The organism is Lentzea sp. NPDC037011, assembly GCF_055607425.1.
In genome coordinates, this window is record NZ_JBVJRT010000005.1 from 129,959 (window position 1) to 150,607 (window position 20,649).

At 70.5% G+C, this 20,649-nt stretch carries 19 protein-coding genes; 10 read left to right on the forward strand and 9 right to left on the reverse strand.

Annotated features, from left to right (window positions below; translation table 11 throughout):
- Nucleotides 1-8: 8 nt before the first annotated feature.
- Genes ACZ7CH_RS16055 through ACZ7CH_RS16070 form a run of 4 tightly spaced genes read left to right on the forward strand, consistent with a single transcriptional unit; the run spans nt 9 to nt 4,499 of the window.
- On the forward strand, nt 9-1,052 hold the full coding sequence (locus ACZ7CH_RS16055) for a sugar ABC transporter substrate-binding protein (protein ID WP_360385364.1): 1,044 nt from the start codon (nt 9-11) through the stop codon (nt 1,050-1,052).
- Nucleotides 1,049-2,524: a sugar ABC transporter ATP-binding protein gene (locus ACZ7CH_RS16060; protein WP_470374244.1), complete on the forward strand. Its 1,476-nt coding sequence runs from the start codon at nt 1,049-1,051 to the stop codon at nt 2,522-2,524. The genes ACZ7CH_RS16055 and ACZ7CH_RS16060 overlap by 4 nt, the downstream gene beginning before the upstream one ends.
- Nucleotides 2,521-3,537: an ABC transporter permease gene (locus ACZ7CH_RS16065; RefSeq protein WP_360385368.1), complete on the forward strand. Its 1,017-nt coding sequence runs from the start codon at nt 2,521-2,523 to the stop codon at nt 3,535-3,537. Before ACZ7CH_RS16060 ends, ACZ7CH_RS16065 begins: the two co-directional genes overlap by 4 nt.
- Before the next feature lie 5 nt (nt 3,538-3,542).
- Nucleotides 3,543-4,499 carry an aldo/keto reductase gene (locus ACZ7CH_RS16070; protein ID WP_458429592.1) on the forward strand — a complete coding sequence of 319 codons (957 nt, stop codon included), beginning with the start codon at nt 3,543-3,545 and terminating at the stop codon, nt 4,497-4,499.
- A 15-nt stretch (nt 4,500-4,514) separates the two neighbouring features.
- On the opposite strand, the gene dapA is transcribed toward ACZ7CH_RS16070, so the two are convergent.
- Nucleotides 4,515-5,375 (reverse strand): 4-hydroxy-tetrahydrodipicolinate synthase, encoded by an 861-nt coding sequence (gene dapA / locus ACZ7CH_RS16075; protein WP_470374245.1) that lies wholly within the window; start codon nt 5,373-5,375, stop codon nt 4,515-4,517.
- 89 nt (nt 5,376-5,464) lie between these two features.
- On the opposite strand from dapA, the gene ACZ7CH_RS16080 reads away from it, so the two are divergent.
- A complete protein-coding gene (locus ACZ7CH_RS16080; protein WP_360385374.1) occupies nt 5,465-6,325 on the forward strand; it encodes a LysR family transcriptional regulator in 861 nt (286 codons plus the stop codon).
- Here the strand turns inward: ACZ7CH_RS16080 and ACZ7CH_RS16085 are convergent.
- Nucleotides 6,311-6,985 (reverse strand): FadR/GntR family transcriptional regulator, encoded by a 675-nt coding sequence (locus ACZ7CH_RS16085; protein WP_360385377.1) that lies wholly within the window; start codon nt 6,983-6,985, stop codon nt 6,311-6,313. The genes ACZ7CH_RS16080 and ACZ7CH_RS16085 overlap by 15 nt on opposite strands.
- A 187-nt stretch (nt 6,986-7,172) precedes the next feature.
- On the opposite strand from ACZ7CH_RS16085, the gene nagA reads away from it, so the two are divergent.
- Nucleotides 7,173-8,384 carry an N-acetylglucosamine-6-phosphate deacetylase gene (nagA, locus tag ACZ7CH_RS16090; protein WP_360385379.1) on the forward strand — a complete coding sequence of 404 codons (1,212 nt, stop codon included), beginning with the start codon at nt 7,173-7,175 and terminating at the stop codon, nt 8,382-8,384.
- A 343-nt stretch (nt 8,385-8,727) separates the two neighbouring features.
- On the opposite strand, the gene ACZ7CH_RS16095 is transcribed toward nagA, so the two are convergent.
- From ACZ7CH_RS16095 to ACZ7CH_RS16115, 5 genes are read right to left on the reverse strand one after another with little or no spacing between them, the layout of a single operon-like run.
- Nucleotides 8,728-9,771, reverse strand: a complete 1,044-nt coding sequence (locus ACZ7CH_RS16095) for an SIS domain-containing protein (protein ID WP_458429590.1) — start codon at nt 9,769-9,771, stop codon at nt 8,728-8,730.
- Nucleotides 9,768-11,186 carry a glycoside hydrolase family 3 protein gene (locus ACZ7CH_RS16100; RefSeq protein WP_458429589.1) on the reverse strand — a complete coding sequence of 473 codons (1,419 nt, stop codon included), beginning with the start codon at nt 11,184-11,186 and terminating at the stop codon, nt 9,768-9,770. Before ACZ7CH_RS16100 ends, ACZ7CH_RS16095 begins: the two co-directional genes overlap by 4 nt.
- 3 nt (nt 11,187-11,189) lie before the next feature.
- On the reverse strand, nt 11,190-12,008 hold the full coding sequence (locus tag ACZ7CH_RS16105) for a carbohydrate ABC transporter permease (protein WP_458434263.1): 819 nt from the start codon (nt 12,006-12,008) through the stop codon (nt 11,190-11,192).
- On the reverse strand, nt 12,008-13,006 hold the full coding sequence (locus ACZ7CH_RS16110) for a carbohydrate ABC transporter permease (protein ID WP_470374246.1): 999 nt from the start codon (nt 13,004-13,006) through the stop codon (nt 12,008-12,010). Before ACZ7CH_RS16110 ends, ACZ7CH_RS16105 begins: the two co-directional genes overlap by 1 nt.
- A 10-nt stretch (nt 13,007-13,016) precedes the next feature.
- Nucleotides 13,017-14,291: a sugar ABC transporter substrate-binding protein gene (locus ACZ7CH_RS16115; protein WP_360385389.1), complete on the reverse strand. Its 1,275-nt coding sequence runs from the start codon at nt 14,289-14,291 to the stop codon at nt 13,017-13,019.
- A gap of 223 nt (nt 14,292-14,514) precedes the next feature.
- Between ACZ7CH_RS16115 and ACZ7CH_RS16120 the strand changes: the two genes are divergently transcribed.
- Together ACZ7CH_RS16120 and ACZ7CH_RS16125 are read left to right on the forward strand one after the other, a co-directional pair.
- On the forward strand, nt 14,515-15,270 hold the full coding sequence (locus ACZ7CH_RS16120) for a GntR family transcriptional regulator (RefSeq protein WP_360385391.1): 756 nt from the start codon (nt 14,515-14,517) through the stop codon (nt 15,268-15,270).
- A gap of 10 nt (nt 15,271-15,280) precedes the next feature.
- On the forward strand, nt 15,281-16,741 hold the full coding sequence (locus ACZ7CH_RS16125; RefSeq protein ID WP_470374247.1) for an MFS transporter: 1,461 nt from the start codon (nt 15,281-15,283) through the stop codon (nt 16,739-16,741).
- Here ACZ7CH_RS16125 and ACZ7CH_RS16130 read toward each other — a convergent pair.
- Both ACZ7CH_RS16130 and ACZ7CH_RS16135 read right to left on the reverse strand, forming a co-directional pair.
- Nucleotides 16,715-17,623 carry a threonine ammonia-lyase gene (locus ACZ7CH_RS16130; RefSeq protein WP_470374248.1) on the reverse strand — a complete coding sequence of 303 codons (909 nt, stop codon included), beginning with the start codon at nt 17,621-17,623 and terminating at the stop codon, nt 16,715-16,717. The genes ACZ7CH_RS16125 and ACZ7CH_RS16130 overlap by 27 nt on opposite strands.
- Nucleotides 17,620-18,549, reverse strand: a complete 930-nt coding sequence (locus ACZ7CH_RS16135; protein WP_360385397.1) for a threonine ammonia-lyase — start codon at nt 18,547-18,549, stop codon at nt 17,620-17,622. The genes ACZ7CH_RS16130 and ACZ7CH_RS16135 overlap by 4 nt, the downstream gene beginning before the upstream one ends.
- Before the next feature lie 63 nt (nt 18,550-18,612).
- On the opposite strand from ACZ7CH_RS16135, the gene ACZ7CH_RS16140 reads away from it, so the two are divergent.
- Together ACZ7CH_RS16140 and ACZ7CH_RS16145 are read left to right on the forward strand one after the other, a co-directional pair.
- Nucleotides 18,613-19,131, forward strand: a complete 519-nt coding sequence (locus ACZ7CH_RS16140; RefSeq protein ID WP_458429585.1) for a hypothetical protein — start codon at nt 18,613-18,615, stop codon at nt 19,129-19,131.
- Nucleotides 19,132-19,693: 562 nt separating this feature from the next.
- On the forward strand, nt 19,694-20,647 hold the full coding sequence (locus ACZ7CH_RS16145; protein WP_360385401.1) for a S1 family peptidase: 954 nt from the start codon (nt 19,694-19,696) through the stop codon (nt 20,645-20,647).
- Nucleotides 20,648-20,649 lie beyond the last annotated feature (2 nt).

Below are 20,649 nucleotides of genomic sequence, written 5' to 3' on the forward strand. Positions count from 1 at the left end.
GCTCAACGATGAAGCGTCGCAACCTCACCGCCGCGGTGTGCCTCGCCCTCGCCGGTGCCCTGACACTGTCCGCCTGCGGCGGTGGCGGCGCCGGCGGTGCGGGAGCCGGTGGCGTCGGCCCGATCGGCGCCGACCACCCGCGCGCCGACACCGACTTCTGGAACTCCTACATCAAGTACTTCCCGGAGAAGGCCAAGGACCTCGGCGTCAACCTGCTCAACCCCACCAACTCGCAGAACAAGGTCGAGAACCTCGTCGCCAACGCCCAGTCGCTGCAGTCGCAGGGCGCCAAGGCGATCATCATGGCCCCGCAGGACACCGGTGCCATCGCGTCCACCCTGGACCGGCTGGAGAAGGCGAACATCCCCGTCGTCACCGTCGACACCCGCCCGGACAAGGGCAAGACCTACATGGTCGTGCGCGCGGACAACAAGGCCTACGGCGAGAAGGCCTGCAAGTTCCTCGGCGAGAAGCTGGGCGGCAAGGGCAAGGTCGTCGAGTTCCAGGGCGCGCTGTCGTCGGTCAACGGCCGCGACCGCTCCGAGGCGTTCGCCGCCTGCATGAAGGAGGACTTCCCCGGCATCACCGTGTTCGAGGAGCCGACCGACTGGGAGGGCGCCAAGGCGTCCGCGGCCCTGCAGACCCGGCTGAACCAGCACCCGGACATCAACGGCATCTACCTGCAGGCCGGCGGCGCGTTCCTCACCCCGACGCTGCAGGTGCTGCGGCAGAAGAACCTCATCGTCCCGCCGACGGACCCCAAGCACATCTTCATCGTCTCCAACGACGGCATCCCGCAGGAGCTGGAGGCGATCCGCAAGGGCGAGATCGACGCGACCGTCTCCCAGCCGGCCGACCTCTACGCGCAGTGGGCGCTCTTCTACGCCAAGGCCGCGGTCGAGGGCAAGACGTTCCAGCCGGGCAAGACCGACCACGACTCGACGATCGTCGACACCGGCGGCGGCCGCATGGAGGACCAGCTCGCGGCACCGCTGATCACCAAGGACAACGTCGACGACAAGGCCTTCTGGGGCAACCAGATCGGCGGATGAGCGAGCTCGCAGCCACCGCGCGTGGCGTCACCAAGCGGTTCGGCCGCACCCTCGCCTTGGACGACGTGGGCATCGAGGTCCGCGCCGGTGAGTCGCACGCGCTCGTCGGGCGCAACGGCGCCGGCAAGTCGACGCTGGTCTCCGTCCTGACCGGCATGCAGGTACCGGACGCGGGCGAGGTCGCGTTCTTCGGCGAACCAGCGCCCCCGGTCGCCGACCGGGCGGCCTGGCGGCGGCACGTCGCGTGCGTGTACCAGAGGTCGACGGTCGTGCCGGAGCTGTCGGTCGCCGAGAACCTGTTCATCAACCGGCAGGACCTCGGCGGCGGGCTGATCAGCTGGAAGAGGCTGCGCCGCGAGGCGGCCGAGCTGCTGGAGACCTACGACGTGGCGGTCCACCCGGACGCGCTGGTCTCGGCGCTGACCGTCGAGCAGCGGCAGCTCGTCGAGATCGCACGGGCGCTGTCGATCGGCTCGCGGTTCGTGATCCTCGACGAACCGACCGCGCAGCTCGACGGCCCGGCGATCGAGCGGCTGTTCGCGCGGATGCGGTCGTTGCAGGACAAGGGGGTGACGTTCCTGTTCATCTCCCACCACCTGCAGGAGGTCTACGAGGTCTGCCAGACGGTGACGGTCTACCGCGACGCGCGGCACGTCGTCACCGCACCGGTCGCGGAGATGTCGAAACCCGCCCTCATCGAGGCGATGACCGGTGAGGCGGGCGGGCTGAACGTGCCCAGCGGCGCCGACCGGCCGTCGTCGGCCGAAGCCGTGCTGACCGTGTCGGCGCTGAGCGGTGACGCGTTCTCGGACGTCACGCTGTCGGCGGCGCGCGGCGAGGTGATCGGCCTGGCCGGCAGCGCGTCGTCGGGCAAGCACGAGTTCGCCGAGACCGTCTACGGGCTGCGCAAACCGTCCGGGGGAACGATCTCGGTGGACGGAACCGCGGTGCGCGGCGGTGACGTGCCGTCGGCCCTGAAAGCCGGAATCGGTTGCGTGCCACGGGACCGGCACCACCAGGGGCTCGTGCTCGACCTGTCGATCGCGGAGAACGCGACGCTGAGCACCGCCGGCGCGTTCGTGTGGCCGCGGGCCCAGCGCGCGGCGGGGGCGACGGCGATCGCCTCCTACGACGTGAAGGCCGCGGGACCGGACCAGCCGGTGTCGGACCTGTCCGGCGGCAACCAGCAGAAGGTCGTGATGGCGCGCGCCCTCGCGGGCGACCCGGCTGTGCTGGTGCTGATCAACCCCACCGCGGGGGTCGACGTGAAGTCCAAGGAGTCGCTGCTCGGCGTCGTCGACGCACAGGCACGCCGGGGCAAGGCGGCGATCGTCGTGTCCGACGAGCTCGACGACCTGCGGGTCTGCGACCGTGTTCTGGTGATGTTCCACGGCCGGGTGGTGCGGGAGTTCGCCCGCGGCTGGCGCGACCAGGAGCTCATCTCTGCCATTGAAGGAATGAGTGCGGAATGACCAAGGCCATGACTCCGCCCGTCCCGGCGCCCACACCGCCCGGGAAGCAGAAGTTCCAGTTCGCGCGGTACCAGGACCTGGCGCTGGTCCCGGTGATCGTGCTGCTGCTGGTCGTCGGCTCTGTCCTGTCGCCGATCTTCCTCACCTCCGGCAACCTGATCGCCGTGCTGACCCAGCAGAGCGAGCTCTCGCTGCTGGTGCTGGGCCAGGCGATGATCCTGGTCGTCGGCAAGATGGACCTGTCGCTCGAGTCGACCGTCGGCCTCGCGCCCGCGCTGGCCGTCGCGTTGATCATTCCGGCGTCGTCCGGCGGCCTCGGCGTCGGCCTGGCGGCCTGGCTGGCACTGCCGCTGTGCCTGCTGATCGGGGTCGTGATCGGCGGCCTGAACGGGTTCCTCATCCTCAAGGTCGGTCTGTCCGGGTTCATGGTGACCCTGGGCATGCTGACCATGCTGCGCGGCCTGCAGCTCGCGATCACCGAGGGCAAGTCGCTGATCGACGTGCCGGAGTCGTTCCTGTACCTGGGTTCCACGACGTGGCTCGGGCTGCCGGCGGCGGTGTGGATCTGCATCGTCTGCTACGCCGCGGGGATCTTCGTGCTGAAGTACCTGCGCGCCGGGCGGTCGCTGTACGCCATCGGCGGCAACTCCGAGGCGGCACGCGCGGCCGGCATCCGGGTCGACCGGGTGGTGTGGCTGGTGCTGGTCATCGGCTCGGTGCTCGCGGTCGTCGCGGGCATCCTGATGACCGGACGCCTCGGCTCCGTCGCCGCGACGCAGGGCGAGGGCATGATCTTCCAGGTCTTCGCGGCCGCGGTGATCGGCGGGATCTCGTTGCAGGGCGGCAAGGGCACGCTGTTCGGCGCGCTGTCGGGCGTGCTGATGCTGGGGCTCGTGGAGCAGATCCTGCGGCTGCAGGGCGTGTCCGGGTTCTACATCAAGGCCTCGTACGGCGCGGTGATCATCCTCGCGCTGATCGTGACCAGGTTCGCCACCGGCCAGAAGCAGGAGTGACGCCCGTGAAGGTGCCCGTTTCCCGTCTCGGCTTCGGTGCCGCGCCGATCGGCAACCTCTACCGGGAGGTGTCCGACGCTGAGGCCTTCGGCGCGGTCGAAGCCGCCTGGCAGACCGGTGTCCGCTACTTCGACACAGCGCCGCACTACGGCCTCGGCCTGTCCGAACGCCGCCTCGGCGTGGCGCTGTCCGGCCGCCCGCGTGACGGGTACGTGCTCTCCACGAAGGTCGGGCGGGTGCTGGAACCGTTCGACGGCACCGGGATGGACGACGAGGGTTTCGCGGTGCCGCGCCACTTCCGGCGGATTCGCGACTACTCGGCCGACGGTGTCCTGCGGTCTCTTGAGTCCTCTTTGGAGCGTTTGGGGACCGACCGGGTGGAGATCGTCTACATCCACGACCCGGACGAGCACTGGGACGCGGCGTTCGGCGAGGCGTACCCGGCGCTGGAGTCGTTGCGGTCGCAGGGGGTCGTGGGTGCCATCGGCGTCGGCATGAACCAGTGGGAGATGCCGGAGCGGTTCGTCCGCGAGACCGACATCGACGTGGTGATGCTGGCCGGCCGGTACACGCTGCTGGAACAGCCCTCGCTGCCCACGTTCCTGCCGCTGTGCCTTGAACGCGGCGTGTCCGTGGTGGCGTGCGGTGTCTTCAACTCCGGCTTGCTGTCGAAGCCGGTCGTGCCGGCGGACGCCAGGTACAACTACGAGGAGGCGCCGCCGGAGCTCGTGGCACGCGCCCGCGCCATCGCCGAGGTGTGCGGGCGGCACGGCGTGACGCTGCCCGAGGCGGCGATCCAGTTCGCCCTCGGCCACCCCGCCGTCGTGTCGGTCGTGATCGGCGCGCGCACGGCCGAGCAGATGACCGCGAACAGCGCGTACTTCTCGGCGTCGATCCCGGCCGGGGTGTGGGAGGAGCTGAAGTCCGCGGGCCTGCTCGGTGCCGAGGTGCCCACGCCGTGACCGGGTCCGCGCCCCCTAGGCGAACAACGCCTTCAGCTCGTCGACCAGCTGCGGCGTGGCCTCGGCGAGCGGCTCCCGCACCGGACCCGCGGGCAGCCCGAGCAGGGTGAGCGCCGCCTTGACCGCCACGGCACCCGGCTCGCGCGTCATGATCGCCGTGATCACCGGCAGCAGCGCCTGGTGCCGGCGCAGCGCCTCCTTGTTGTCACCCTCGTCGTAGGCGTCGAGCATCGCCTTGATCTCGTTGCCGACGACGTGCCCGACGGTGCTGACCGTGCCGACGCCACCGATCGAGTACAGCGGCAGGATCAGCTCGTCGTTGCCCGAGTAGTAGTCGAGCCCGGTCTCGGCGATGACCCTCGCGGTCGCCAGCAGGTCGACCTTGCAGTCCTTCACGCCCACGATCCGCGGGTGCTCGGCCAGCCGCAGCAGCGTCTCGGTGTCGATCGCGGTGGCCGTGCGGCCGGGGATGTCGTAGAGCAGCGCCGGCAGCCCGGACGCGTCCGCCACCCGCCGGAAGTGGTTCTCGACGCCCTCCTGCGTGGGCTTGCTGTAGTAGGGCGTCACGACCAGCAGCCCGTGCGCGCCGTTCTCCTCAGCCTGCCGCGCGAGCTCAATGGTGTGGCGGGTGGAGTTGGTCCCCACACCCGCGATGACGTGCGTCCGGTCACCGACCGCCTCGCTGACGGCCCTGATGACCCGCGCCTTCTCGCTGTCGGTGGTGGTCGGCGCCTCACCGGTCGTCCCGTTGACGACCAGCCCGTCCGCACCACCCCTGTCGACGAGGTGCGCCGCCAGCTCCTGCGCACCCCCGAGGTCCAGGTCACCGTCAGGGGTGAACGGGGTGACCATCGCTACCAGCACTCGTCCGAACATGCCTCCAGCGTGGCTCTAGTTTTCGCGAAGTTCCAGTTAGAAGTTCTGCCCGGAACGTTAAGCTGAGCTTTGTGTTGGACGTACGGCGCTTGAGATTGCTCCACGCCCTGTCGGTCCACGGCACGGTCACCGCGGCCGCCGAGGCCCTGCACGTGACCTCGCCCGCGGTCTCCCAGCAGCTCGCCGCACTGGAACGCGAGGCCGGCGTGGCCCTGGTCGAACGGGCGGGCCGCCGGCTGACGCTGACCCGCGCCGGCCACGTGCTCGCCGCGCACACCCAGCTCGTCCTCGACCAGCTGGCAGCGGCCGAAGCCGACCTCGCCTCCCTGCGCACCTCGGTCTCCGGCGTGGTCCGCATCGGCGCGTTCGTGTCGGTGGCCGCGTTGCTCCCACGCGTGATCCAGCTGCTGCGCTCGGCACACGGGTCCGATGTGGACCTGTTCGTGCACGAGATGGAACCCGAGTCGTCACTGCCCGCGTTGCGGCGCGGCGACGTCGACATCGCCGTCATCCACTCGTACAACATCATGCCGCGCACGCTGCCCGAGTCCTGCGAGTCCCACGAGATGTTCGTGGAACCGGTGAACGTGGCCCTGCCGCTGTCAGACCCGTTGGTGCAGCAGGATTCTGTGGACCTCGCACTGCTGGCGGACCGCCCGTGGATCATGCCGCGCACCGACGCGTCGTGCCACGAGCTGACCCAGCGGGCCTGCGGTGCGGCCGGGTTCGTGCCGCGGGCACAGGCCTACTGCGACGACTTCGGTGTCATGTGCGGGTTGGTCGAAGCCGGTCTCGGGGTGGCGTTGGTGCCCTCGGTGGCGCGGCGGCCCGGGGTGGCGTTGCGGCCGTTGAAGCAGCAGGTGTTCCGCACGGTGTCGGCGGTGGTGCGCAAGCGGGCGGACGGGCAACCGGCGGTGCGGGTGGTGCTGGAGCAGCTACGCCAGGTCTGACAGCCACTGCTCCACGCCGGCCACGTGCACCGTCGACCAGCTGCGCGCCAGCTCCGGCTGGTGCGCCGCGAGCGCGTCCACGATCGCGCGGTGCTCGGCGACCGTGCGGTCCACGGCGTTCGACTGGGTGATGCCGCGCCAGATCCGCACCCGGACCGTGGGACCGGCGAGGGTGTCGAGGAGTTGCGCGAGGTAGGCGTTGCCGGAGCACTGGGCGATGGCGCGGTGGAACTCCAGGTCGTGCTCGACCAGCTCCTCGACGGACTTCGCCTGCTCGGCGGCGTCGCACAGGGTCCGCAGCTTCACGACCTCGTCCGGGTCGATGCGCTGGGCGGCCATCGCGGCCGCGGCGGGTTCGAGGATGCGGCGGACCTGGAGGACCTCCAGCACCGAATCTTCGCCGCGGTGCAGGTCGAGGACGAACGAGAGCGCGCCCAGCAGGTCGTCCGCGCGCAGCGACGAGACGTAGGTGCCGTCGCCCTGGCGGACGTCGAGCACCCGGACGAGCGACAGCGCCTTGACGGCCTCGCGCAGCGAGTTGCGCGAGAGACCGAGGCGTTCGGCCAGGTCAGCCTCCCGCGGGAGACGGTCGCCCGGCTTCAGCTCGCCGGACACGATCATCTCCTTGACGCGCAGGATCGCATCGTCGGTGACTGCCACAGCACCCTCAACTCGTCGTAGACCTCGGATGTCTGACACCAGTATGCGTCACCTCCGATCACCCACACGGGTCCCGGTAAACATGACGCTCATTCACTCACTGTTTTGTGGGATGGTTATCTACTAACGACACGTGACGCGGACCCCCGTTGTCGCCATAATGGTCTGGACCATTCAAGGAGGGATCTTGGACGCCGTTGTCGCAGCACCGCGCGCTTTGCTCGGTCGCACGATCGTCGGTCCTGCCTCGGTGCGGATCAGGGACGGCCGCATCGTCGAGGTGACCACCGGTGAAGCTCCACCCGGCGCGGAGGTCCTATCCGACGGCCTGCTCACACCGGGTCTGGTCGACGTCCAGGTGAACGGCGCCGTCGGCGTCGACTTCGCCGAGGTGGACGCCGCCGGCATGCGCTCGGTCGCAGCAGCACTGCCAGCCACGGGTGTGACCCGCTTCCTGCCCACGTTGATCACCGCACCGGTCGACGTGGTCATCCGCCAGGCCCGCGCCGTGCTGGCCGCCTCGGCCGCACTGCCCGACGGGGTGGGCGCACGTCCCCTCGGCGTGCACCTCGAGGGGCCGTTCCTGTCACCGAAACGGGCGGGCGTGCACGACCCGTCGTTCATGGTCGAGCCTGGTCCCGACCAGATCGACGCGCTCCTGAACGACGACGCCCTGCGCAGGGCGCTGCGCATGGTGACCCTGGCACCCGAACAGCCCGGCGGCTTCGAGGCGATCCGCCGCCTGGTCGACGCCGGGGTGCTCGTGGCCGTCGGCCACTCCGACGCCACCGGCGAACAGACCCGCGCCGCCGCCGACGCGGGTGCCCGCATGGTGACGCACCTGTTCAACGCCCAGCGCCCCCTCGGCCACCGCGAACCCGGCGTACCCGGCGTCGCCCTGGTCGACGACCGCTTCACGCTGGGCCTGATCGCCGACCTGGCCCACGTGGGCCCGGACGTGTGCCGCCTCGTGTTCAACGCGGCCGGCGCACGGGTGGCCCTGGTGACCGACGCCGTGGCCGCGGCGGGCATGCCCCCCGGCCGCTACCACCTCGGCGGCGCGGACGTCCTCCTCACCGAGGACGGCGTGCCCCGCTCCCCCGAGGGCACGATCGCGGGCTCGGCGCTGACGCTGGACCGCGCCGTGCGCAACATCGTGTCCGTCGGCGTACCCGCGGCGGACGCGCTGGCCTCGGCGACGATCGTGCCGGCCGAGGCGATCGGCGAGTCCGGGCTCGGGCGGCTGGCGCCGGGGGCCGTGGCCGACCTCGTGTGGTGGGACGACGAGCTGCGGCCCAGGAAGGTGTGGGTCGACGGGGAGGTCGTGTTCGACGCCGCGGTGCCGGTTGCGCCCGTTGCTCCCGTCGGGGCGGTGGGGTACGCGACCGCTGGGCAGTAGGCCCGGTTCGTGGCGGCCGGGTTCGTGGGGCTGAGGGGGATCGTCTGCTGAGGCGGCGGTCCCCCTGGCCGTTTCCGGGCCGGTTTCGAGGCGTGGAGCTCCGGCGCTTCTCACCTCCGGCGCTCCTCACCTCCGGCTCGACCCACGGGCAACGCCCCCTCCGCGCGCTTCCATACCTGCGGGCGCAGGAACGGGTGTGTTTCGGACACCTACAAGACGAGCCCAGGCGTGGATCAGGACAAGCTTCACCCGTTCGAGTGGCGCCGACCAGGTCCCAAGCACGAAAAGGCCGCCCGGAGCGAAAGCCCCGGACGGCCGATCGAGCCAGCAGAACGAAGAACCCCTAGAGGGTGCGCGTCACCTTGTTCAGCCCCCGCGGGCTGTCCGGGTCACCACCGCGCGCCAGGGCCAGGCCGTGGGCCAGGCGCTGCACCGGCAGGATCTCCAGGACCGGTGCGACCTCCTCGGCCGTCTCCGGGATGGCGATCGACAGGGTCGCGCCGACCTTCTCGGAGGCGGAGCCCACGGCGACCACGTCGGCGCCGCGCTGGTGGACCACGTCCAGGGCATCGCGCAGTGAGTCGCCGCCCTTGCCCAGCGAGGTGATCGCGAGGACGGCGGTCTCGCCGTCGACGGCGGCCACCGGGCCGTGCAGGAGGTCGGCGCCGGAGTAGGCGCGGGCGGCCAGGTAGGAGGTCTCCGCCAGCTTCAGGGAGGCTTCCAGGGCCGTGGCGTAGGAGTAGCCGCGGCCCGTGGTGAGCACGCGGTCGACGAAGCGGTAGCGGCGGACCGCCTCCTCCACGGTCGGAGTGGAGGCGTCCAGCGTCACCTGGGCCAGGTCGCCCAGGGGGGCCGCTGCCGCGCCGTTGCCGCCGCGGACGGCGTCGATCAGCAGGTACAGGGCCAGCAGGGTGGCCGAGTAGGTCTTGGTGGCGGCCACCGCGTGTTCGACGCCGGCCGAGACGTCCACCGAGAGCTCGGCGGCCGCGTTCAGCGGGGAGGTGGCGGTGTTCGTCACCGCCACGGTGAGGGCGCCGCGGCGGCGTGCGGAGGCGGTGACCTCCAGCAGGTCGGGGGAGCCGCCCGACTGCGACACCGTCACCAGCAGCACGTCGCGCAGGTCGGGCTCCGCGCCGTACAGGGTCGTGGTGGACGCGGAGACCAGGCCCGCTGGCAGCTGCAGCAGGATCTCGGTCAGGTACTTCGCGTAGATGGCCGCGTGGTCGCTCGAACCGCGCGCCGCGAACAGCACGAAACGAGGTGCGCGCTCCCGGATGACGGCGGCCACCTCAGCCACTGACGACCGGGACGCGTAGAGGGACGAGAAGATCGACGGCTGGGCCGCGATCTCCGCGGCCATGTGCTGGCCGGGCTGGGGCGTGGTCATGTCGTGCCTTTCAGGATCAGCTCGGCCGCGGCCCGGAGGCTCACCCGAGAACCGCCGTGGGTGTCGATGCGGGCGACGCTGCCCAGGTCGGGACCCGGCACGCCGGTTTCGACGTGCACCACGTCCAGGCCCAGATTAGTTAAGTTAGTTACCAGTTGTCGAGCGCTGGTGTGGCGGTGGGCGTCGCGCGTCACCACCACGATCGTGCGCTTGCCGGCGGCGCTCGCAACTTCTTCGGCCGAGATGTCGCGGGCCGCGATCACCTCGGTGCCCGGCAGGACCTCGCTCAGGTACGGACCGAGGCCCCACGGGACGTCGCCGACCGCGATCGACGGGTCCACCACCAGGTCGACGACGACCGGGTCCGCACCAACACCGACGCGACCGCGGACCGAGACAGCGCGTCGAGCGGCCGTGAGGCCGATCTCGGCGTCGTGCGCGTCCACGGTCGACGGCGGCAGGCCGAGTGCCAGCGACCGGGCCGCTGCCTGGGCCAGGCGCTCCTCCGACAGCTCACCGGACCGCACCGCGGCGACGATCGAGTCGATCAGCCACTGGATCTCCGCGTCGTCGAGCGGGATGCCGCCCAGGCACAGCGCGTCGACGCCCGCGGCCAGTGCCTTCACCGCACCCACCGCCAGGTCGCCGCCGACGGCCTTCATGTCCAGGCCGTCGGTGATCACCGCGCCGGTGAAGCCGAGCTCGCGGCGCAGCAGGTCGATCGCGTGCTTGTTCAACGTCACCGGCGCGCTGCCCCACTCGGGGATCACGAGGTGGCCGGTCATGATCGACCGCACCCCCGCGTTCACCGCCGCGCGGAACGGCACCAGCTCGACCTCGCGCAGCTGCTGCTCGGTGCGCGGCAGCACCGGGAGCTGCTCGTGCGAGTCCTCAGTGGACGCACCGTGACCGGGGAAGTGCTTGGCGCACGCCGCGACACCGACGGCCTGCAGGCCCTCCACCCACGCGGCGACGTGCCGTGCGGCGAGCACCGGGTCCGAGCCGAACGCCCGCACGCCGATGATCGGGTCGTCGAGCGTCAGCACCAGGTCCGCCGACGGCGCCAGGTTCAGCGAGATGCCGCACCGGGCCAGCCGCGCGCCGATCGAGGCGGCCACGGACCGGGTCAGGTCGAGGTCGTCCGCCACGCCCAGGGCGTAGTTGCCGGGCACCTCGGACCCGTGGCCCGCGTCGAGGCGGGTGACGTCGCCGCCCTCCTCGTCGATGCCGATCACCACGTCCGGCCGCGCCGAGCGCAGCTGCGCGCACAGCGAGGTCACCTGGTCGTCGGAGACGACGTTGCGGCCGAACAGGACCACCCCGCCGAGACCGTCAGCGACCCGCCGCACCAACCAGTCGGGGGCGGTCGTTCCGTGAAAACCGGGCAGCAGAACGGCAGCGGCCAACTGATCCACGCGTCATCCCTTCACTGCACCGGCGGTGACGCCGGCGACCATCTTGCGCTGGACGATGAGGAAGAACACCAGCGCGGGCACCGTGAACAGCACGGAGGCGGCCATCGCGCCACCCCAGTCGGTGCCGAACGCCGTCTGGAAACCGGACAGCCACACGGGCAGCGTCTCGCTGTCCTGGCTGCGGATCAGCACCTTGGCGAACAGGAACTCGTTCCACGCCGTGATGAACGCGAACACCGAGGTCGCCACGAGACCGGGGCCGAGCAGCGGCAGCGTCACCTTCTGGAACGCCTTCCACCGACCGCAGCCGTCGACCATGGCGGCTTCTTCGAGCTCGATCGGGATGCCGTTGACGAACCCGCGCAACGTCCACGCGCAGAACGGCAGCGTCACCGCGAAGTACACGAGGACCAGCGACGACAGGTGTTCGTAGAGCTGCAGGTCCCGCATCATCAGGAACATCGGGATCAGCAACGCCTCGAACGGCGCCATCTGCGCGACCAGCATCAGCAGCACGAAGCCCTTGCGGCCGCGGAACGCGAACCGCGACATGGCGACCGCCGCGGTGATGCCGACGACGATCGCGGCGAGCACCGCGGTCAGCGTCACCAGGAGGCTGTTGCCCAGCGACGACAGGAACCCCGGCTTCGTCCACGCGGTGACGAAGTTCGTGAACGTCACCGCGAGCGGGACGAGGTCGTAGTCCGATGTGATCGTCGAGCCCTTGGGCTTCAACGCCGTCGTGATCATCCAGTACGTCGGGAAGAGGAAGAACAGGGCCAGCACGAGGCCGACGACGTTGGCCGCGGACTTCTTGAGCATCAGATCTTCCCCTCCTCGGTCTGCAGCAGCTTGCGCAGGTACTGGAACGTGATCAGGCCCAGGATGACCATCATCAGCACGGAGATCGCGGCCGCGACGCCGAAGTGGCTCTTCGCGATGCCCTCCAGGTACTGCAGCACCGGCAGCGTCGTGCTCTGCCCGCTGGGACCGCCCTCGCGGAACACCCAGATCTGGGCGAAGACCTTGAAGTCCCACAGCGTCGACAGGAACGTCACCATCATCAGCAGCGACTTGATCTCCGGCCACGTCACCGCGCGGAACGTCTGCCACGGGGAGGCGCCGTCGATGCCCGCCGCCTCGTAGAGGTCGCGCGGGATGCCGATGAGCCCGGCGTACAGGGAGAAGGCGAGGAAGGGGATCGCCTGCCAGACGATCAGCAAGCCGACGACGGACAGCGTCGACGAGCCGGAGGAGAACCACGAGTAGCCGGCGAACGAGTCGAACCCGAGCTGCACCAGCGTCTTGTTCAGGATGCCGTAGTTCTGGTCGAACATCCACTGGTAGACCGTGGTGGACGCCAGGATCGGCATCGCCCACGCGCAGAGCATCGCGATCTGCAGCGCGATCCGCACCCACGGCGTCAGCACGCGCATCAGCAGGGCGATGCCCAGGGCCGCGCCCACCGACGTCACGACGACGGACACGGTGAACACGACGGTGCGCAGCGAGACTTCCCAGAAGCGCTCGTCCTGCAGCACGGTCGCGTAGTTGTCGAGGCCGGTCCACACGATCTCGCCGCGGACCAGCTCACCGAGGTTGAGCTGGCGGAAGCTCGTCACGAACACCGAGACGACCGGCCAGCCGATCAGCCAGAGGATCGCGAGGAGTGCGGGGGCCAGCAGCAGGTAGGGCAGCGCCCGGTCGAAGGCGCCGCCCCGGTGGCGGCGCTCGCGCGCCCCACCCGTCACGGCAGGCGGCAGCGCCGGCGGGATGTTCCCGGCCGGCGCTGCCGTTTCGGTCGTCTTGACGGCCGTCATCTCGGCTGGGCTATCCCATGGCCTTGGTGACGGCGTCGCTCGCGTCCTTCGTCGCCTGGTCGAGCGACTTCGCACCCGTCAGGTACGCGGTGAGCGCGTCCTTCAGCGGGTTCTGGCCCGCCTCGACGGCCGCCCACTTCGGCGTCACCGGGGTGACCTTGCCGTTGGGGGACGAGGCCGCCATGGCCTTGCCGATCGCGTTGGTCTCGAGCTTCGCGGTGTCCTTCGAGGTACCGGGGACCGCACCGCCCTCGGCGAGCATGTCCTGGTACTTCTTGGACGACAGCAGCGCCAGGTACTTCTTCGCCGCGTCCGCGTTCTTGCTGGACGCCGGGATCGCGAGGTTCGAGCCGCCGAGGAACACGGGCGCGGCGGAGCCGGCCTTCTTCGACGGGATCGGGAACGCCGAGGTCTTGTCCTTCAGCTCCGGCTTGGCCTTGACGGCACCGGCGAGCTCCCACGGGAGACCGACCATCATGCCGACGTTGCCCGTGCCGAAGACCTCCATCTGCTGGGGCTTCGCCTCGTCGATGTCAGCCGGGACCTTCTTGACGGCCGAGGCGTCGTACAGCGCCTTGTAGGCCTCGAAGCCCGCCTTGGCCTGCGCGGAGTCGAGCGTGCTCGTCCACTTGCCGCCGTCCTGCTTGGCGACGTCGCCGCCCTCGTCCCAGATGAGCGAGAGCAGGAAGTACCAGGACTGACCCGGCAGGTACAGGGCCTGGAAGTCCGGGTTGGCCGCGTTCGCGGCCTTCAGCTTGGTGATCGCGTCGATCCACTCGGCCCGCGAGGTCGGCGGCTGCGCGATGCCGGCCGCCTGGAACAGGTCCGTGCGGTAGATGACGGTGCGGTTCGCGGCGTAGAACGGCACACCGTACTGCTTGCCGTTCATCGTGAGCGAGTCCTTGAGACCGCCGAGCCACTCGGCGTCGTTGAACTGCTTCGCGTCCGCGGTGAGGTCGGCCAGCGTGCCCTGGTCGGCGAAGCTCGCCGTCTGGGTGTTGCCGAGCTCGATGACGTCCGGGGGCGTGCTGCTGGCCAGTGCCGTGGTCAGCTTCTCCTGGATGCCGGTCCACTTCTGGACCTCGTACTTGACCTTGACGCCGTTCGCGCTCTCGAACTCCTTGTTCAAGGCGTCGGTCAGAGTTGCCGGCGCGGAGCCGTCCATGAGCCACACGGTGATCTCTTTGGACTCCGTGCCGCTACCGCTGTTCGTGCTCGTGCCACATCCGGACACGGCCACTGCCAGTGCGGCGGCACCAGCAGCGAGTCCTCTCCAGCCCTTCACAGTCGCGCCCTTTCAGCAAGCCCGGCCCCTCGGCCGGAACGCCCAAGTGGTGTAGACCAATGCGGAACAGCGTGTGCCGCGTCACCCCTCCTGTCAAGCGCGTTGCCAAAGCGTTGCGGAGTCCTCGGACCTTTTTTGAGTCGAATGGCGGGGGTTCGGACGCGCGGGAGGACCCGGACAGGGCATCCTTGTGGGGCGTGACATGGAGTGCGAGGAGGAGGCCATGCTGGAGACGACGCCTGCATCAGGCGTGGACGCCAGGACGCGTGCGCAACGCGAACCCAAGTACTGGGGTCTCAAGCGGCACCTGCTCGACCTGCTGAGGGCGCTGCCGCCCGGTTCACCCATCCCCACGGAACGGTCGCTGGCCGCGGAGTTCGACGTCTCCAGGACCACGGTCCGCCAGGCGCTCGCCGAGCTGACGGTCGAGGGGCGGCTGCTCCGGGTGCAGGGCAAGGGCACCTTCGCGGCCGAACCGAAGGTCGCCCAGAGGTTGCAGCTGTCTTCGTACACAGAGGACATGCGCGCCCAGGGCCGCGTGCCGTCGTCCAAGCTCATCGAGGCCTCGGAGATGCCGGCGGAGGCGGAGCTCGCCCGGTACCTGGGCGTGCGCCCCGGTGCCAAGGTGCTGCGCCTGCACCGGCTGCGCCTGGCCGACAACGAGCCGATGGCCATCGAGACGACCCACCTCGCGCTGGGCCGGTTCCGCGGCCTGCGCCGCTACCTGGCGCCCGGTGCCTCGCTGTACCAGGTGCTGTCCGACCGGTTCGGCGTCGAGATGGGCCACGCGGAGGAGACGATCGAGACGGCGCTCGCCTCGCCCGAAGAGGCAGAGTTGCTCGGGGCGGACATCGGCCTGCCGATGCTGCTGCTGTCGCGGCACTCGTTCGACACCGAGGGCAACCCGATCGAATGGGTGCGCTCGGTCTACCGGGGCGACCGCTACAAGTTCGTGGCCACGCTGAACAGGCCGTCTTGATCGGCGGGGCATGATCGCCTGGGGCACGCCGCGCGCCCGCGCGGTGCTGGCCACGACGATCCTCGGCTCCGGCATGGCGATGCTCGACGGCACGATCGTCAACGTCGCCCTGCCCCGCATCGGCGCCGAGCTCGACGCGTCCGTGACCGACCTGCAGTGGATCCTCAACGGCTACCTGCTGGCGCTGGCCTCGCTGATCCTCGTCGCCGGCTCGCTCGGCGACCGCTTCGGCCGCCGCCGCGTCTACGTGACCGGCGTCGTCTGGTTCGGCGTGGCGTCACTGCTGTGCGGCGTCGCCTGGAGCGTCCCGGTGCTGGTCGCGGCCCGTGTGCTGCAGGGCGTGGGCGCGGCGCTGCTCACGCCCGGCGCGCTCGCGATCCTGCAGTCGTCGTTCAACCGGGAGGACCGCTCGCGTGCGATCGGCGCCTGGTCGGGCCTGTCCGGCGTGGCCACGGCGATCGGCCCGTTCGTCGGCGGGCTGCTGGTGCAGGCCTGGTCGTGGCGGCTCGCGTTCCTGGTCAACCTGCCGGTGGCGGCCCTGTGCGTGTACCTCGCGCTGCGGTCGGTGCCGGAGTCGCGCGACGAGACGGCGGGGCACCCCCACTACCTCAGCGCGGTCGTCGGAGCCGCGGGGCTCGCGCTGCTGACCGGCGGCCTGGTCGAGCAGTCCTACCCGGTCGCGGCCCTCGGGCTGGTGGCCATGATCGCGTTCGGCGTGGTCCAGGCGCGCTCGCACGACCCGCTGGTGCCGCCGGAGCTGTTCCGCGACCGCACGTTCCTGGTCGCGAACCTGCTGACGTTCCTGGTCTACGCGGCACTGGGTGGCGTGATGGTGCTGCTCGTGCTCCAGCTGCAGGTGTCGCTGGGCTACTCGCCGACGGCGTCGGGCCTGGCCAGCGTGCCGATCACGATCATCATGCTGCTGGCGTCGTCGACCTCGGGCAAGATCGCCCAGCGCTTCGGCCCGCGCGTGCAGCTCGTCGCCGGACCGGTCGTGGTGGGCCTGGGCATGCTGCTGCTGCGCAGCGCCCAGCCCGGTGCGGGCTACCTCACCGGCGTGCTGCCCGGCGTGCTGGTGTTCGGCCTCGGCCTGGCCGCCGTGGTCGCGCCGGTCACCGCGACCGTGCTGGCCTCGGCACCCGACCACCACGCGGGCGTCGCGTCGGGCGTGAACAACGCCGTGGCGCGCACCGGCAGCCTGCTCGCGATGGCCGTGCTGCCGGCCGCCGTGGGCATCACGGGCGAGGGCTACGCGGACCCCGCGGTCATGACCTCGGGCTGGCGGATGGCGCTCGTGCTGTGCGCGGTGGCGGCCATCGTCGGCGGCCTGCTCGCGCTCGGCGTGGACAACCGGGTGCTGGCCACCGACCACGAGCAGCCGGACAACCCGCACCCCGGCGACTGCCTGCACTGCGGCGTCGAGGGACCGCCGACGCACATCCGCTCAGGTGGCGAGAAGGCGAGCCAGTAGCGCGGGGTCGACGTTGCCGCCGGACACGACGGCGACCCCGCCCCCGCCCAGCCTGGCCTGGGCGGCCACGGCGACCGCACCGCTCGGCTCCGCGACCAGCCTGGCCCGCCTGGCCAGGTCCGCCACCGTCGCGAGGATCTCGTCCTCGGTCACCGTCACCACGTCGTCGACGTACCGGCTGATGTGCGCCCAGGTGAGTTCGGACGGCTCGTCGCGCAACGCGTCGGCGATCGTCTCCGCACGGGCCACGGGGTCCCAGCGCACCAGCTCACCGGCCCTGAACGAGTCCGCGACGTCCGCCGCGAGCGCCGGCTCAGCGCCGACCACCCGGACGTCCGGCTTGATCGCCTTCACGACCGTCGCCACACCGGAGATCAGCCCGCCACCGGACATCGGCACCACCACGGTGTCCACCGACGGCAGGTCGGCGAGGACCTCCAGCCCGATCGTGCCCTGACCGGCGATCACGTCGGGGTGGTCGAACGGCGGGATCAGCACCGCACCGCGTTCGGCGACGAGCTCCCGCGCCCGCCGCACCCGCTCGGTGATCCCGACGATGAACACCTCCGCGCCCAGCGCCCGCGTCGCCGCGACCTTCACCTCGGGCGTGTTCGACGGCATCACGATCGCCGCGGGCACCCCGTGCAGCCGGGCGGCGTAGGCGACGGCCTGCGCGTGGTTGCCGCTGGAATAGGCCACCACGCCGCGCGAGCGGTCCTCCAGCAGCGCCAGCGCGTTGAGCGCACCGCGCAGCTTGAAGGCGCCGATCGGCTGCAACGACTCCGGTTTCAGCCACCCCCGGCCGAACGGCAGCAGGGGCGTGCGCACCACGTGCGGTGCGATCCGCTCCGCCGCCGCCAGGACGTCTGGGAGCGCGATCATCCGAGGATCGACGCGAGCAGGGCCGGTTCGACGTTGCCGCCCGACACCACCGCGACGGTCTTGCCCTCCGGCAGCGACCGGTTCAGGTGGGCCGCGACGACGGTGGCACCGGACGGCTCCGCCACGGTCCGGGTGCGGCGCGCGATCTGCCGCACGGCGTCGCGGATCTCGTCCTCGGACACCGTGACGATGTCGTCCACGTACTCCTTGATGTGCGCCCACGTCAGCTCCGACGGCTCCGCGCGCAGGCCGTCCGCCGACGTGCGGGCACGGTCGTGCGCGTCCCACCGCACCAGCTCGCCCGCCTTGAGCGACGCGGCCGAGTCACCGGCCAGCTCCGGCTCGACACCGATCACGCGGGCGTTGGGGCACAACGCTTTCACGGCCACCGCGACACCGGAGACCAGCCCGCCGCCGCTCACCGGCACCAGCACCGTCGCCACGTCCGGCAGGTCCTCGCAGATCTCCAGGCCGACCGTGCCCTGCCCGGCGATCACGTCGAAGTGGTCGAACGGCGGGATCAGCGTGGCCCCGCGCTCCTCGACCAGCTCCGCCGCGCGCGACTCCCGTTCGGTGATGCCGACGACGAACACCTCGGCGCCGTGCGCGCGCGTCGCGTCGATCTTGAGCTGTGGCGTGTTCTCCGGCACCACGATCGCCGCCGTCATGCCGAGCGTCTTCGCCGCGTAGGCGACCGCTTGCGCGTGGTTACCGCTGGAGTACGCCACGACACCGCGCGCACGTTCCTCAGAAGGTATGCGGGACAACGCGTTCACCGCGCCGCGCTGCTTGAACGCGCCGATCGGCTGGAGGTTCTCCGGCTTGATCCACAGCGAGGAGTCGAAGGCCAGCAACGGGGTGCGGACGACGTGGGGGGCGATCGCGGCGGCGGCCGCGCGGATGTCCTCGATGGTCACCAGGCGCATGTGTCGATGATGCACGTCACCGGCGCACAACCGGTGAACTGTGCCCAACGTCCCACGTGTGTCATGGCTGATAAGGAGAAGATCACCCCCGTCAAGCTCGTCGCGAGCGTGCTCGCCGCCGTCACCGCGGCCGTGCTGAGCCTGCGCCTCAACGTGGTCGGCACGATCATCGGCGCGGTCCTCGCGAGTGTCGTCACCACCGTGGGAGCGGTGCTCTACCAACGGTCCATGGAGCGCGAGAAGCGCTGGCAGGTCGTCGCCGTCGGCGGTCTGCTCGCGTTCGTCGTCGCGGTCCTCGCCGTCACGAGCGTCCAGCTCGTCTCCGGCACACCCGGCGGCACCGGTCCGGCGGAGCAGAAGGTCGAGCCGTCGACGTCCGCGGAACCGCAGAAATCGGTCAACCGCACCGAAAACAACCCGCCGCCGGCCACCGAGACGGTCACCGTCTCACCGCCTCCGGGCACGTCCGGACGGTCGTCCGCCGAAAGCACCACGACCACTGCGCCGACCACCACGACGACAGGCTCGCCACCGCCCGCTGACGGCTCGACGCCTGTTCCAACGGGCGACCCCATTCGGTGATCACGTCACTACGTTGAGCGATAGTTAACTGTCAATTGCTACGCACCGCAGTTGATCTGTCGTGAGCTGTGACACACTTCGTCCACAGTCGGGTTCGGGCGTCATAGATAACAGGCCCGTAACGTCACTCGAACGGGCGAAAGTTTAGCTCCGAAAGAGACCGAAGGAGGGCGCGATGAGGCTCGTGGAAGGACCACTGGAGCGCAGTGCCCTCGGCCGAGAGGCCACGCGGAAGGAAGTGGGAGGGGTGGGGCGACCCCTGCCGCCGCCCCACCACCCGTCCCCCTAGAGCCCCCGAGAGAAGGTCCCTGCAACCGATCTCTCGGGTTCCCCTGCACCCGAAAGTGAGGGAGACGTCTTGATGAACCGCACGAGTGCGGCCCGTGTAACCGGTGCCGTTCTGCTCGCCACCGGAGTCGTGACTGCTCTCAGCGTACCGGCGTTTGGTGCGCCTGCCGCGCCGGTTGGCGGAACTGGTTCCGATACGGAGAGCTACCCGGCCGAGTTGCTCCAAGCGGTCGAGCGTGATTTGGGCCTGAACGCTGACCAGGCACGCGTCCGGTTGGCCTCTGACCTCAAGTCGAGCGAGATCGCCGAGCAGGCGAAGAGCTCGCTGGGCGACGCGTTCGGCGGAGCGTGGATCGACCAGGCGACCGGCAGGCTGACCGTTGCCGTGACCAAGTCCGGACTCTCCGTGACCGGCGCGGACACCAAGGTCGTGAAGAACTCGCTCACGCAGCTCAACGGGACCAAGTCGGTCCTCGACCTGATGAGCGCTCCCCAGTCGATCGCCAGCTGGCGCGTCGACGAGAAGTCCAACAGCGTCGTGGTCGAGGTCAACAAGACCAAGCGCGACGCCGCGGCGGAGCAGTTCATCGCGACCGCGAAGTCCGTCGGCTCGACCGTCACGGTCGAGGAGGTGACCGAGAACGCGACCCCGCTGTACGACCTGCGCGGTGGCGACGCCATCTACATGGGCAGCGGCGGCCGCTGCTCCCTGGGCTTCTCGGTGACCGGCGGCTTCGTGACGGCCGGCCACTGCGGCACCACCGGCACCTCGGTGTCCGGCTACAACCGCGTCGCGGCCGGTTCGTTCGCCGGCTCGGTCTTCCCCGGCAACGACATGGCGTGGGTCCGCACCAACTCCAACTGGACCCCGCGTCCGTGGGTGAACCGCTACAACGGCACCAACGTGACGGTGCAGGGCTCGACGGTGGCGGCCATCGGCGCGCAGATCTGCCGTTCGGGCTCCACGACCGGCTGGCGCTGCGGCACGGTCCAGGCCTACAACTCGACCGTGAACTACCCGCAGGGCACCGTCCGCGGCCTCACCCGCACCAACGCGTGCGCGGAGCCCGGTGACTCCGGTGGCTCGTGGGTGGCGGGTTCCGGCTTCGGTCAGGCCCAGGGCGTGACCTCCGGCGGTTCCGGCAACTGCACCTCCGGCGGCACGACCTACTTCCAGCCGGTCAACCCGATCCTGTCGCGCTGGGGCCTGACCCTGACCCGCGGCTAGGA